The sequence below is a fragment of the Candidatus Pelagibacter sp. HIMB1715 genome, assembly GCF_052047595.1.
Taxonomy (GTDB): Bacteria; Pseudomonadota; Alphaproteobacteria; order Pelagibacterales; family Pelagibacteraceae; genus Pelagibacter.
This window is the reverse complement of record NZ_JBNAJY010000004.1, coordinates 114,017-128,459: the sequence shown is the minus strand read 5'-3', so window position 1 is coordinate 128,459 and position 14,443 is coordinate 114,017. Positions and strand designations below refer to the sequence as shown.

Sequence of the window (14,443 nt, the reverse complement as noted above, 5' to 3'; positions counted from 1 at the left end):
ATTATTTTTTCTCTGCTGGTTTAGCTTTCTTATCGGCTGGTGTGTGTCCAAAAAAAGTTCTTGTTGGAGCAAACTCTCCTAATTTATGACCAACCATATCCTCTGATACTGTTATTGGAATAAATTTTTTACCATTATATATTTGAAAAGCTACCCCTACAAAATCTGGAAGAATAGTAGATTTTCTAGACCAAGTTTTAATTGGAATTTTCTTTGGATCATCTTTGTACTTGTCTACTTTTTTCATCAAGCTTTCTTCAACAAATGGTCCTTTCCATACAGCTCTAGCCATTACTTAGTATCCTTCCTTTTATTTCTTCTCTTAACTATAAATTTATCTGTTCTCTTATTATCTCTAGTTTTTAAACCTTTTGCTGATTGTCCTGTTGGAGACACTGGATGCCTTCCTCCTGCTGACTTACCTTCACCACCTCCATGTGGGTGATCAACTGGATTTTTAACAACACCTCTAGTATGAGGTCTTCTTCCTAACCATCTTGATCTACCAGCTTTTCCAATTTTAATATTTTTTTGATCAGGATTACTTAAAATTCCAATAGTAGCTAAAGCTCTAGAGTCTATTTTACGTACTTCACCTGACGCTAATTTAATTAAACTATAATTTCCATCTAATCCACTAATTGTAACTGAAGAACCAGCGGCTCTAGCTATTTTACCTCCACCACCTGGTTGAATTTCAACGTTATGAATATTGATACCAACAGGTATATCTTGTAACGGCATGCAATTTCCAATTTTAATTTCTTTTTTCGATCCACTCTCAATCTTATCTCCGACTTTAATTTTTTGAGGAGCTAAAAAATACGAATGTGTTCCATCCTCAAATTTAACCAACATTATGTAGCAAGATCTATTCGGATCATATTCTATTCTTTCAACTGTAGCCTCCATGTCAAATTTTTTTCTATAAAAATCAACATGTCTATACATCTTCTTATGACCACCTGCTCTGTTAATTGAAGTGATGTGTCCATTATTATTTCGACCCTTCATAGCATTTTTTGGAGAAACAAGAGTTTTAAAAGGTTTGCCTTTCCATAGACCTGTTCTATCTACTAAAATAGTACCTCTGGTAGATTTTGTGTATGGTTTAAAAGTTTTTAATGCCATTTTCTTAAATTCCTGTTGTTAGATCAATGCTTTGACCTTTTTTTAGAGTTATAATTGCTTTTTTGTATCCTGAAACTTTGACTTTTTTACCTCTAGTGAGTTTAGTTCTATTTTGTTTATTGATGATGTTAATTTTAGTGACATTAACTTTAAAAATTTTTTCAATATTTTTTTTTAGGTTTTTTTTATTAGCACCATCAGGAACCTTAAAGGTAATTTTGTTCAATTCTGATAGATTTGTTGATTTCTCAGTAACAACTGGAAAAAGAATTTTGTCGTATAAATGAATTTTATCCATATTAAGAATACCTTTTCTCCAATTCTTTTACTGAGCTTTCAGTAAAAACTACTTTCTTAAATTTTATAATATCGTAAGCACTAAAATGATTTACGTCAGTAACTTTTACGTTAGGAATATTTCTTACAGATTTTTCTATCTTATCTTTAGAGTTTTTATCAAGTATAATTAATGAATTAGAAATCTCTAGTTTATTAATTATTGAATTCATTTCTTTTGTTTTTTTAATTTCAGAATTAAAATCATTTAAAATTAATAAATTCTTATTATTATTTTTTTCAGTAATTAAAGAAGCAACACTTTGTTTCTTTTCATTTTTATTTAACTTTCTTTTTTTGTAAGCTAATTCACCTTTTGGACCATGAGCTATACCACCACCAACAAAAATAGGAGCTTTTCTACTAGCGTGTCTTGCTCCACCAGTTCCTTTTTGTGCATAAATTTTTGATGTTGGACCTTTTACTTCATTTTGTTGTTTAGTTTTAGCGTGTCTACCTTTGTAGTTGGCATTTGTTTTGTATAAAACACTAGCAACTAACTTTTGATTAATTTTTGCAGAAAATATTTTATCTAAGACTTCAATAGTATCTTTTTTTCCGTCTATGCTAATTTTATCTAATTTCATTATTTTTTCTTTTTATCTGGTGTTTTTTTTGCTTCCTCAGCAGCAGCTTGCTTTTCACTGATTGTCATTTTGTTTATATTTTTTACTGATTTTTTAACCATCACTTCAGCATTTTTTGATCCTGGAATGGATCCCTTTAAATAAAGTAACTCATTTTCTAAATCTGTTTTTATTATTTCGATATTTTGCATTGTTCTTAACTTATCACCCATATGACCAGCCATTTTTTTTCCTTTAAAAACTTTACCTGGATCTTGACTATGTCCTGTTGAACCATGAGCTCTATGAGAAATAGAAACACCGTGGCTAGCTCTTAAGCCTCCAAAATTATGTCTCTTCATTGCACCAGCAAAACCTTTACCAATCGTTTTTGATCTTGTGTCTACAAATTTTATATCTTTGAAAATTTCTAAACCAAATTCATTTCCTTCTTTGTAAGCAGAAGTATCGTTTACTCTAAATTCTTTTAATTTTTTCTTAGCTTCAGTGTTTTTCTTTGCAAAAACACCTTTCATTGCTTTTGTTAATTTTGAATTTTTAATTTTTCCATATCCAAGTTGAACAGCTTTGTAACCTCTTTTTTCTTCTTCAATTACTTGAATAACTCTAGCTTTTTCAACTTTAAGAACTGTAACAGGCACCAACTGACCAGATTTATAAAATTCTCTAGTCATGCCAATTTTCTTACCTAATAAAGCTATCTCGCTCATAATTAAATTTTTATCTCCACATCTACACCTGAAGCTAAGTCTAATTTCATTAAAGCTTCTACTGTTTGTGGTGTTGGTTCTATAATATCTATTAATCTTTTGTGAGTTCTAGACTCAAATTGCTCTCTACTTTTTTTATCAATGTGTGGAGATCTTAAAACTGTATATCTTTCAATTCTAGTAGGAAGTGGTATTGGACCTTTTATAGTAGCTCCAGTTCTTTTAACTGTATTAACTATTTCTTCGGTAGAAGCATCCAAAACTTTATTATCGTATGCTCTTAGTTTAATTCTAATATTTTGTTTTTCCATTAACCTGCTACCTTTTTAGTTACTTCATCTTGAACGTTTTGTGGAACTTTAGAATAATGATCAAAAAACATTGAATATTGCGCTCTTCCTTGAGACATTGATCTTAGATTGTTTATGTAGCCAAACATATTTGCTAAAGGAACCATTGCCGTGATTACAGTTGCATTACCTCTTTGCTCTTGAGTGCTAATTTGGCCTCTTCTACTGTTTAGATCACCAATTACATCACCCATATAATCTTCTGGAGTAACAACTTCCACTCTCATAATGGGCTCTAAAAGCTTTAATCCACCTTGAGTGCAAGCTTCTTTAAAACATGCTCTGCTGGCTAGTTCAAATGCTAGAACACTTGAGTCTACATCATGATGCAAACCATCAACAATCGTTACTTTGTAATCAATCATAGGAAAACCTGCTAATATTCCACTATCAGAAACTGTCTCAATACCTTTTTCAACACCAGGGATAAATTCTTTTGGAATAGCTCCACCTTTAATGGCACTTTCAACCTCTCTACCCTTACCTGGTTCTTGAGGTTCAACAAATAATTTTACTTTAGCAAATTGACCAGCACCACCACTTTGTTTTTTATGTATATATTCAAATTCAGCTGATTTTTCTATTGTCTCCCTGTAAGCAACTTGTGGAGCTCCAACATTTGCTTCAACTTTAAATTCTCTTTTCATACGATCAACAATAATATCTAAGTGTAACTCACCCATACCTTTGATGATTGTTTGACCAGATTCCTCGTCAGATGATACTCTAAATGATGGATCTTCTTTAGCTAATCTTGCTAAAGCTTCACCCATTTTTTCTTGGTCACCTTTTGTTTTAGGCTCAACAGCAATTTCAATTACTGGTTCAGGGAATTCCATTGGCTCTAATAAAACAGGATTTTCTTTGTCACACAAAGTATGACCTGTCATAGTATTTTTTAAACCTGCCAAAGAAACAATATCACCTGCATTTGCTTCTTTAATATCTTCTCTAGAGTTTGCATGCATTAAAAGCATACGACCAACTCTTTCTTCTTTATCTGATGAAGAATTGTACACAGCTGTACCAGATTTAATTGTACCAGAATAAATTCTAACAAATGTTAATGAACCAACAAAAGGATCATTTGCAACTTTAAATGCTAAACCTGAAAAAGATGATCCATCCTCAAACTTCATTTCAATTTCATCATCTGAACCAACTTTAGTTCCCTTAATAGACCCAATATCTACTGGACTTGGAAGGTAATTAATAACAGCATCTAATAAAGGTTGAACACCTTTATTTTTAAAAGCTGAACCAGTTAAAACAGGAACAAAGCTAAAATTTAAAGTTCCTTTTCTGATACATTTAACTAAATCTTTCTCTTTAATTTCATCGCCGTTTAAATACGCTTCCATTAACTTTTCGTCTTGCTCAACTGCAGACTCAATTAGTTCGGTTCTGTATTTTTCTGAAATTTCTTTTAAATCATCAGGTATATCTTTATATTCCCACTCTGCGCCTAGTGCTTCATTTTTCCATACTTGGGCTTTCATTTTAACTAGATCAACAACACCAGTTAATGAAGCTTCAATTCCAATAGGTACTTGTAAAACTAATGGTTTAGCACCCAATCTATCTCTGATCATATCAACACATCTAAAGAAATCAGCACCAGTTCTATCAAGTTTATTTACAAAACAAATTCTCGGAACTTTGTATTTGTCTGCCTGTCTCCATACTGTCTCAGATTGAGGCTCCACACCAGCAACTCCATCAAATACAGCCACAGCACCGTCTAGTACTTTTAAAGATCTTTCTACTTCAATTGTAAAATCGACGTGGCCCGGAGTATCAATTATATTAACTCTGTGGTCATTCCAGAAACAAGTTGTTGCTGCAGAAGTAATTGTGATACCTCTCTCTTGTTCTTGCTCCATCCAATCCATTGTTGCAGCACCATCATGTACTTCACCAATTTTATGACTTTTTCCTGTATAATATAAAATTCTTTCTGTAGTAGTTGTTTTACCAGCGTCTATGTGGGCCATGATCCCAATGTTTCTATATTTATCTAATGTATGAGTTCTAGCCATAATTTTTTACCATCTAAAATGAGCAAATGCCTTATTAGACTCTGCCATTTTATGAACATCCTCTCGTTTTTTTACTGCAGCACCTTTTTTTTCATAAGCATCATACAGTTCGTTAAAAATTTTATCTGCCATGTGTTTATCTTTTCTTTTTCTAGCTGAATCAACTAACCATCTTATTGCAAGCGCTTGGGCTCTTTTACTTTTTACCTCAACAGGCACTTGGTAAGTTGCACCACCTACTCTTCGTGATCTAACTTCTACTGTTGGTTTGATATTGTTAATCGCTTCATTGAAAATATTTATAGGCTCGTCTTTAGTTTTTGTTTTAATTTTCTCTATTGCTTCATAAACTATTTTTGCAGCAATTCCTCTTTTACCATCATACATGATGTTATTTATTAATTTTGGAATTATAGTTGAATTAAATTTTGGATCAGGAACTACATTTTTTTTGGGTTGAGTTTTTTTTCTAGACATTATTTACCTTTTTTTGTTCCGTATAAAGATCTTCTCTGTTTTCTATTTGCAACACCTTGTGTATCTAAATTTCCTCTTAAGATATGATATCTAACACCAGGTAAATCTTTAACCCTTCCACCTCTAATTAGTACTACTGAGTGTTCTTGTAAGTTATGACCTTCGCCTGGAATATAAGCAGTTACTTCAAAACCGTTTGACAATCTAACTCTAGCAACTTTTCTTAATGCAGAGTTTGGTTTTTTTGGAGTAGTTGTATAAACTTTAACACAAACACCTCTTTTCAAAGGTTGCTTCTGTAAAGCAGGAACTTTGTTCCTAGAAACTTGTTTAACTCTTTTTTTTCTTAACAACTGATTAATAGTTGGCATAATTTATTTTTAAAATTAATTAATTTATTTTTGAGATGAAAATAACTGACAGGTTATTTTGTGGCAGCGTTTAGTACCTCAAGAGCACTACATTCCAACCAAAAACATCGCCAAAATACTTATTAATCAGCTATTGTCAAACTAAAACTGCAATTTTTAGGTGATTTTTTTATTGATTTACTTGTGTTTCTTCAGGCTCAGAAGCTTCAAGTTTATCTTGTTCTGCTAAGAAGCTATTATCATCTTCTAAGGCCTTGTTGTTCCATCTGTTCTTGATATTACCCGTTCCAGCAGGAACTAATCTTCCAACTATTACGTTCTCTTTTAAACCGTTTAACGGATCAACTTTCCCTTTAATTGCAGCGTCTGTTAATACTCTTGTTGTCTCTTGGAAAGATGCAGCAGAAATGAATGATTCTGTTTGAAGTGAAGCTTTAGTAATACCCATTAAAACTCTTTCTCCAACTGCAGGAGTTTTGCCTTCAGCAACTAATTTTTCATTAGTATTATCAAACTTGATTCTATCAACTACTTCACCCGGTAAATAGCTTGAATCTCCAGATACCTTAACTTCAACTTTCTTAAGCATTTGTCTTAAAATTGTTTCAATATGTTTATCGTTAATTATTACACCTTGTAATCGATATACTTCTTGAACTTGATTAACAAAATATTCTGTTAATTCTTTAATGCCTAAAATTCTTAAAATATCATGCGGTAATGGCTGTCCATCTAAAAGATATTCACCTTTTTGAATTTTTTCACCAGGATTAAAGTTAATGTGTTTTCCTTTTGGAATTAAATAATTTGATGGTTCTGATCCGTCTTCAGGAACAATCGAAATTCTTTGTTTACCTCTAACTTCTTTTCCAAAAACAACACTTCCATCGTTTTCAGCAATAATAGCACTGTCCTTAGCTTTTCTAGCTTCGAAAAGTTCAGCTACTCTTGGAAGACCTCCGGTAATATCTTTAGTTTTTGTTGTTTCTTTAGGTAATCTTGCAATAACATCGCCAGCATAAACTTTTTGACCATCTTTAATTGATAAAATCGAATCTGGTACTAAGTAATATCTAGCTTCATTGTCATCAGCTTTTTTAATTACATTTCCTTTTTCATCTCTTAAAGTAATCCTTGGTTTTAAATCTGTACTCTTAGATTGACCTCTCCAATCAATCACAGATTTTGATGAAATACCAGTTGCATCATCAGTAGTTTCTTGAATTGAAACACCATCTATCAAATCAACATAACTTGCAATACCACTCTTTTCAGCAATAACTGGAGTTGTATATGGATCCCACTCACAAATTTTTGTATTTGCTTTAACTTTATCTCCATTATTAAAAAATAATCTTGATCCATAAGCAACTTTATATACTGCTATTTGAACTCCTTTATCATCCTCAATAGAAAGTTGAGTATTTCTTCCCATAACAATTAAATTCTTTTTAGAATCTTCTAGAATATTTGAATTAATAATTTTTAATGTTCCATCGCTTTTGCTGATAATTTGGTTATCTTGTTTAACCGAAGCTGTTCCCCCAACGTGGAATGTTCTCATCGTTAACTGCGTACCTGGTTCTCCAATAGATTGAGCTGAAATCATACCAATTGCTTCACCCACATGCACCATTTTACCTCTAGATAAATCTCTTCCGTAACAAGTAGCACAAACACCCTCTTTAGAACTACAAGTCATTACTGAATAAACTTTTATAGATTTAACACCTGCTGCATCAATTTTATCACAGCCTGCCTCATCGATCATTTCAGACTTTTTGATTATTACCTCACCACTTAAAGGATTTTTCACTTCAGCAGCTGTAACTCTACCTAGTGCTCTTTCTGCTAAACTAACAACTACATTACCACCCTCTAAGATCTCTGATAGTTCAATAAAACCTGGTTCTTCACATTTAATTTTTGTTACTGTTAAATCTTGAGCAACATCACACAATCTTCTTGTTAAATAACCAGAGCTTGCTGTTTTAAGCGCAGTATCTGCTAATCCTTTTCTTGCTCCGTGTGTAGAATTAAAATACTCTAAAGCTGTTAAACCTTCTTTAAAGTTAGAGATAATTGGACTTTCAATAATTTCACCTGAAGGTTTTGCAATTAATCCTCTCATACCAGCTAATTGTTTCATTTGCGCTGCTGAACCTCTGGCACCGCTATCAGCCATCATAAATACAGAGTTTATTTTTAAGCCCTCTTCTGTTTTTTCAGTTGCAGAAATTCTTTTCATCATTTCACCAGCAACTTTATCAGTACATTTAGACCATGCGTCGACAACCTTGTTGTACTTCTCGCCTCTTGTAATCAAACCTTCAGCATATTGAGTTTCATAATCAGCAATTAATTTTTTAGTATCATCAATTAATTGAGTTTTATTTTCAGGAATAATTAAATCATCTTTTCCAAATGAAATTCCTGCTTTAAATGCATGCTTAAATCCTAAATCTTTAAGTTTATCACAGAAAATAACTGTCGTTTTCTGACCACAGAATCTGAAAACAATATCAATTATTTCAGAAACAACTTTTTTTGGTAGCAATCTATCAACTAATGAAAATTTAATATTGCTATTTTTTGGTAATAGGTTGGCTAATAAAAATCTTCCTGCAGTTGATGTGTATTTTTCAATCTTCTTATTTCCTTGTTCATCAACAGTTTCATATCTTGAAATAATAGTGCTATGAACGTTAATTTCACCTGAAGATAATGCAAACTCTATTTGATCAGAATTAGTAAAATATCCAGATGGTTTATCCGATACTGGTTCCTGAGAAAGATAATATATTCCTAAAATCATATCCTGACTTGGAACGATTATTGGTTTACCATTTGAAGGAGATAGAATGTTGTTTGTTGATAGCATTAATATTCTTGCTTCCAACTGAGCTTCCAAACTTAAAGGTACATGAACAGCCATTTGGTCACCATCAAAATCAGCATTGAAAGCCGCACAAGTTAAAGGGTGTAGCTCAATTGCATCACCTTCAATTAATTTTGGTTCAAAAGCTTGAACACCAAGTCTATGAAGTGTTGGTGCTCTATTTAATAAAACAGGGTGCTCTCTTACGATTAACTCTAGTGCATCCCATACAGCATTAGTTTCTTTCTCTACTAATTTTTTAGCTTGTTTAATTGTCGATGCTAAACCTAATTTGTTTAATCTTGCGTATAAAAATGGTTTAAATAACTCCAAAGCCATTTTTTTTGGTAATCCACACTCATGTAATTTTAAATCTGGACCTACAACAATTACTGATCTTCCAGAGTAATCTACCCTTTTTCCTAATAAGTTTTGTCTAAATCTACCCTGCTTACCTTTAAGCATTTCTGCAAGTGATTTAAGTGGTCTTTTACCTGTTCCAGTAATAACACGACCTCTTCTTCCATTATCGAAAAGAGCATCAACAGATTCTTGAAGCATTCTTTTTTCATTTCTAACAATGATGTCTGGAGCTTTAAGATCCATTAATCTTTTTAATCTATTATTTCTGTTAATAACTCTTCTATATAAATCGTTAAGATCTGAAGTAGCAAATCTACCACCATCTAGCGGAACCAATGGTCTTAATTCAGGTGGAATAACAGGAACCACAGTCATAATCATCCATTCTGGTTTTTGACCAGTTTCGATAAATGACTCTATTAATTTTAATCTCTTAATTGCTCTTTCTTCATTAACTTTAGATTTAGTCTCTTTAATAAAGCTAACAAGATTTTTTCTCTCTAATTCTAAGTCAAGATTTTTTAACATCTCAAGAACAGCTTCTGCTCCAATACCTGCAGTGAAGCTTTCTTCTCCAAATTCATCTTGATATTTTGCTAATTCTTCTTCATTTAAAAGTTGGTTTTTTTGCAAACCAGTTAATCCCGGTTCGATTACTATAAAGTTTTCAAAATAAAGAACTCTCTCGATTTCTTTCAATTTCATATCTACCGCAAGTGCAATTCTACTTGGTAATGATTTCAAAAACCAAATATGTGCCACAGGAGTTGCGAGATTAATGTGGCCCATTCTCTCTCTTCTTACATTAGATTTTGTTACCTCAACTCCACATTTTTCACAAATAATACCTCTAAATTTCATTCGTTTATACTTTCCGCACAAACATTCATAATCTTTGATTGGTCCAAAAATTCTTGCACAGAATAGACCATCTTTCTCTGGTCTAAATGTTCTATAATTTATAGTTTCTGGTTTTTTAATTTCACCAAATGTCCAAGATTTAATTTTCTCAGGACTAGCTAAAGAAATTTTAATACTATTAAAATTTTGCGCTTCTGAAATTTCGCTTCCTTTAAATAAATCAGTTAATTCTTTTTTCATTAATTAAGCTCCACGTTTAATGCTAATGATTTAATTTCTTTAACTAAGACGTTAAATGACTCTGGAATACCAGACTCGAAATTTTCTTCACCTTTAACTATAGTTTCGTAAACTTTAACTCTTCCTGCAACATCATCAGATTTTACAGTCAAAATTTCTTGCAAAGTATAAGAAGCTCCGTAAGCTTCAAGAGCCCATACTTCCATTTCTCCAAATCTTTGACCACCTAATTGTGCTTTACCACCAAGAGGTTGTTGTGTAACCAAACTGTAAGGACCTGTAGATCTTGCATGAATTTTATCTTCAACTAAATGATGAAGTTTCAGCATATAAATTATTCCAACTGTAACTGGTCTATCAAATTTTTCTCCAGTTCTTCCATCCCATAAATAAGTTTGTCCAGATCCTGGTAAGTTCGCTAACTCTAACATGTCAGTTACATTTTTCTCTTTAGCGCCATCAAAAACAGGAGTGGATATTGCAATCCCATTTTGTAAATTTTCACACAGGTCTTTAAATTCGTTCTTACTTAATTTGTCTACTTTTTCATTGAAAGTATCTTCTCCATAAACAGATTTTAAAAATTTTTCTATTTTTTCAGTTCTTTCGATCTTTTTATTATTTTCGTTAACTAAATTTTTAATCTGTTCACCAAATTCTTTACAAGCCCAACCAAGGTGAGTTTCTAAAATTTGACCTACATTCATCCTACTTGGAACACCTAGAGGGTTTAAAACAATATCAACTGGTCTACCATCTTCTCTGTATGGCATATCTTCAACTGGTACTATTTTACTAACGACGCCCTTATTACCATGTCTTCCTGACATTTTATCACCTGGTCTTAATCTTCTCTTAATAGCTACAAAAACTTTTACCATTTTCATAACACTTGGTAATAAATCATCACCACTTCTAATTTTTAAAACTTTATCTTCAAATCTTTCTGTAATGTCTTGTTTTGCTTTGTTGTATTGATCTTTAAGTTGTGCCAAAGTCGCTTCATCATTTACATTTCCAACTGTTATTTTAAATACATCATTTATAGATAGATTATTAATTGCATCAAAATCAAGTTTTGTTCCTTCAGATAAATCTTTTACTTTTTTAGTTAATGATGATCCTGATAAAATTTGTGAAGCTCTTTGTTTAATACTTCTCTCTAAAATTTCTTCCTCTACTAATTTATCTTGCTGAACTTGTTCAATTTCAGCTCTTTCAATAGTTATTGATCTTTCGTCTTTTTCAATACCATGTCTGTTAAATACTCTTACATCGACAACTGTACCACTAGCACCTCGTGACATTCTCAAAGATGTATCAGTAACATCAATAGCTTTTTCTCCAAAAATTGATCTTAATAGTTTTTCTTCTGGTCCTGATGCTGAATCACCTTTTGGTGTAACTTTTCCAACTAAAATATCGCCAGCGTTTACTTCAGCTCCAATGTAAACTATTCCTGATTCATCAAGATTTTTTAAAGCTTCCTCGTTAACATTAGGAATATCTCTGGTAATTTCTTCTTCTCCAAGTTTTGTGTCTCTTGCCATTATTTCATATTCTTCAATATGTACTGAAGTAAATACATCGTCAGTTACACATCTTTCTGAAATCAAAATTGAGTCTTCAAAGTTGTAACCTTGCCATGGCATAAATGCTACTGTTACATTTTTTCCAAGTGCTAATTCACCTAATTTTGTTGAAGGACCATCTGCAATAATATCACCGGATTTAACTTTATCACCAACTCTAACAAGTGGTCTTTGGTTAATACACGTATTTTGGTTTGATCTTTTAAATTTTTGTAAATTATAAATATCTACACCTGATTCACTAAAATCAGTTTCTTCTGTAACTTTAATAACAATTCTCTTACCGTCAATTTTATCAACAACTCCATCTCTCTTAGCAACAATAGTTACACCAGAGTCTAAAGCCACATCACTTTCAATTCCAGTACCAACCAATGGAGATTCTGGTTTTAAAAGAGGAACTGCTTGTCTCATCATGTTAGAACCCATTAGAGCTCTGTTAGCATCATCATTTTCCAAGAAAGGTATTAAAGATGCTGCAACAGAAACAAGTTGTTTTGGTGAAACGTCGATATAATCAATTGCATCTGGTTTTGATAAAAGGAAGTTTAAATTTTGTCTGCAAGAAACAAGTTCCTCAACTATCTTTCCATTTTTATCTAACTTTGTATTTGCTTGAGCAATTGTAAATTTGGTTTCTTCCATTGCAGATAAATACTCAACTTTATCTTGCACAACCCCATCTTTTACCTTCTTATATGGGCTTTCAATAAAGCCATATTTATTTATTTTTGCATAAGTTGATAAACTATTTATCAAACCGATGTTTGGTCCCTCTGGAGTCTCAATTGGACAAATTCTTCCATAATGGGTTGGGTGAACGTCTCGAACTTCAAATCCTGCTCTTTCTCTAGTTAGTCCACCTGGTCCAAGAGCAGAAACTCTTCTTTTATGTGTAATTTCAGATAATGGGTTCGTTTGATCCATAAACTGTGAAAGTTGAGAGCTAGCAAAAAAATCTTTCAATGAAACAGTTAGTGGTTTTGCGTTAATTAAGTCTTGTGGCATCGCAGACTCAACATCTAGAGTAGTCATTTTTTCTTTAATAGCCCTTTCCATTCTGTAAACACCAATTCTTGCTTGGTTTTCAACTAACTCACCTACAGAACGTACTCTTCTATTTCCTAAATGATCAATGTCATCAACATCATCCTTACCATCACGCAAATCTAACATTTTGTGAATAATTGCAATGATGTCATCATTTCTTAAGATCGTAATTTTATCAGAACACTCTTGGTTTAGTCTTGAATTCATTTTCACTCTACCAACATCAGATAGATCGTATCTGTCTGAGCTAAAGAAAAGATTGTTAAATATTTGAGTGGCTATCTCTATTGTAGGTGGCTCTCCAGGTCTTAGCATTTTATATATTTCAGTTATAGCTTCATCTTTAGAGTTATTTTTGTCAGCTAAAACTGTTGTTAATAAATATGGTCCTTTATTTATGGAATTTGTTACGGATATTTGTAAAGAGTGAACATTTGCATCCAGTATTTGTTGAATAATTGTATCATTAAGTTCGGTACCAATTTTAAAAGTACCTTCTTCTTCATCACTTACTTTAACATCTCTATGTAAGAATTTTCCATAAAGAGATTCTCTTGAAACTAAAATATCTTTAAGTCCGTCATTAGCTAATTTTTTAGCATTTAAAAAATTAATTTTATCACCTAATTTGATTACTACTTCACCAGTTTTTGCATCAATTACTTCTTCAGAAAAATTTTTAGCCTTGTAATTCTCAGGATTAAATTTAGTTTTCCATTTTTCTGTCTTAGGATCAAAAGTATATTGCTCACTATCATAAAACTCATCAACAATTTCTGATTTAGAAAAACCTAAAGCTAAAAGTAACGTTGAAGCAAATATTTTTTTCTTTCTATCAATTTTAAAATATAAAAAATCTTTAACATCATATTCAAAATCTAACCATGATCCCCTGTTAGGTATCACTCTACAATTAAATAATAATTTTCCACTTGCATGAGTTTTTCCTTTATCATGGTCAAAGAAAACTCCTGGACTTCTATGCATTTGGTTTACAACAACACGTTGAACACCATTGGTAATAAACGTTCCACTATTAGTCATCATAGGTACTTCACCCATGTAAACTTCTTGTTCTTTTGCTGATAAAATATCTTTAGTGTTGTTTTCTTGATCTATTTCGTAAACAACTAATCTTAAAGTACATTTAAGAGCTGAAGAATAAGTTAGACCTCTTGTTATACATTCTTCAACATCAAATTTAGGTTTTTCTAACCTGTATGAAACATATTCAAGAGTTGCTTTGTCATTTAAATCTTCAATTGGAAAAATACTTTTAAAAACTCTATCAAAACCTTTTGTTAATTCGGTTTCAGCATAGAATTCTGTTAATTCTTTGTAAGAATTTTTTTGAACTTCAATAAGATTTGGAATTGATAAGCTTTCTTTTAGTTTACCAAAACTTTTTCTAATGTTTTTCTTTTCAGTAAAAGATAATTGCATCTATATTTATTAACA

11 protein-coding genes are annotated in these 14,443 nt (G+C 31.9%); all 11 read right to left on the bottom strand.

Annotated features, from left to right (window positions below):
* Position 1 precedes the first annotated feature (1 nt).
* Positions 2–292 carry a 30S ribosomal protein S19 gene (rpsS, locus tag ACTTAY_RS02165; RefSeq protein WP_075506806.1) on the bottom strand — a complete coding sequence of 97 codons (291 nt, stop codon included), beginning with the start codon at positions 290–292 and terminating at the stop codon, positions 2–4.
* Positions 292–1,131 (bottom strand): 50S ribosomal protein L2, encoded by an 840-nt coding sequence (gene rplB, locus ACTTAY_RS02160; RefSeq protein WP_075506807.1) that lies wholly within the window; start codon positions 1,129–1,131, stop codon positions 292–294. Before rplB ends, rpsS begins: the two co-directional genes overlap by 1 nt.
* Positions 1,132–1,135: 4 nt before the next feature.
* The gene (gene rplW / locus ACTTAY_RS02155; RefSeq protein WP_262589101.1) at positions 1,136–1,429 is read right to left on the bottom strand and encodes a 50S ribosomal protein L23; all 294 of its coding nucleotides are present in this window, start codon (positions 1,427–1,429) and stop codon (positions 1,136–1,138) included.
* Position 1,430: 1 nt separating this feature from the next.
* Positions 1,431–2,054 carry a 50S ribosomal protein L4 gene (gene rplD / locus ACTTAY_RS02150; RefSeq protein WP_262589100.1) on the bottom strand — a complete coding sequence of 208 codons (624 nt, stop codon included), beginning with the start codon at positions 2,052–2,054 and terminating at the stop codon, positions 1,431–1,433.
* On the bottom strand, positions 2,054–2,764 hold the full coding sequence (rplC, locus tag ACTTAY_RS02145) for a 50S ribosomal protein L3 (protein ID WP_440614291.1): 711 nt from the start codon (positions 2,762–2,764) through the stop codon (positions 2,054–2,056). Before rplC ends, rplD begins: the two co-directional genes overlap by 1 nt.
* A gap of 2 nt (positions 2,765–2,766) precedes the next feature.
* A complete protein-coding gene (rpsJ, locus tag ACTTAY_RS02140) occupies positions 2,767–3,075 on the bottom strand; it encodes a 30S ribosomal protein S10 (protein ID WP_023853699.1) in 309 nt (102 codons plus the stop codon).
* Complete coding sequence (gene fusA, locus ACTTAY_RS02135; RefSeq protein ID WP_440672191.1) at positions 3,075–5,153, bottom strand: elongation factor G; 2,079 nt, start codon at positions 5,151–5,153, stop codon at positions 3,075–3,077. The genes rpsJ and fusA overlap by 1 nt, the downstream gene beginning before the upstream one ends.
* 6 nt (positions 5,154–5,159) lie before the next feature.
* Positions 5,160–5,630 (bottom strand): 30S ribosomal protein S7, encoded by a 471-nt coding sequence (rpsG, locus tag ACTTAY_RS02130; protein WP_075506812.1) that lies wholly within the window; start codon positions 5,628–5,630, stop codon positions 5,160–5,162.
* Positions 5,630–6,001 carry a 30S ribosomal protein S12 gene (gene rpsL / locus ACTTAY_RS02125; RefSeq protein ID WP_075506813.1) on the bottom strand — a complete coding sequence of 124 codons (372 nt, stop codon included), beginning with the start codon at positions 5,999–6,001 and terminating at the stop codon, positions 5,630–5,632. Before rpsL ends, rpsG begins: the two co-directional genes overlap by 1 nt.
* A 169-nt stretch (positions 6,002–6,170) precedes the next feature.
* Positions 6,171–10,343, bottom strand: a complete 4,173-nt coding sequence (gene rpoC, locus ACTTAY_RS02120; RefSeq protein ID WP_440672190.1) for a DNA-directed RNA polymerase subunit beta' — start codon at positions 10,341–10,343, stop codon at positions 6,171–6,173.
* Complete coding sequence (rpoB, locus tag ACTTAY_RS02115; protein WP_440672189.1) at positions 10,343–14,428, bottom strand: DNA-directed RNA polymerase subunit beta; 4,086 nt, start codon at positions 14,426–14,428, stop codon at positions 10,343–10,345. Before rpoB ends, rpoC begins: the two co-directional genes overlap by 1 nt.
* Positions 14,429–14,443: the final 15 nt, after the last annotated feature.

Coding starts and splice junctions, on each gene's coding strand:
- rpsS (WP_075506806.1), bottom strand. CDS start 292: ATGGCTAGAGCTGTATGGAAAGGACCATTTGTTGAAGAAAGCTTGATG.
- rplB (WP_075506807.1), bottom strand. CDS start 1,131: ATGGCATTAAAAACTTTTAAACCATACACAAAATCTACCAGAGGTACT.
- rplW (WP_262589101.1), bottom strand. CDS start 1,429: ATGGATAAAATTCATTTATACGACAAAATTCTTTTTCCAGTTGTTACT.
- rplD (WP_262589100.1), bottom strand. CDS start 2,054: ATGAAATTAGATAAAATTAGCATAGACGGAAAAAAAGATACTATTGAA.
- rplC (WP_440614291.1), bottom strand. CDS start 2,764: ATGAGCGAGATAGCTTTATTAGGTAAGAAAATTGGCATGACTAGAGAA.
- rpsJ (WP_023853699.1), bottom strand. CDS start 3,075: ATGGAAAAACAAAATATTAGAATTAAACTAAGAGCATACGATAATAAA.
- fusA (WP_440672191.1), bottom strand. CDS start 5,153: ATGGCTAGAACTCATACATTAGATAAATATAGAAACATTGGGATCATG.
- rpsG (WP_075506812.1), bottom strand. CDS start 5,630: ATGTCTAGAAAAAAAACTCAACCCAAAAAAAATGTAGTTCCTGATCCA.
- rpsL (WP_075506813.1), bottom strand. CDS start 6,001: ATGCCAACTATTAATCAGTTGTTAAGAAAAAAAAGAGTTAAACAAGTT.
- rpoC (WP_440672190.1), bottom strand. CDS start 10,343: ATGAAAAAAGAATTAACTGATTTATTTAAAGGAAGCGAAATTTCAGAA.
- rpoB (WP_440672189.1), bottom strand. CDS start 14,428: ATGCAATTATCTTTTACTGAAAAGAAAAACATTAGAAAAAGTTTTGGT.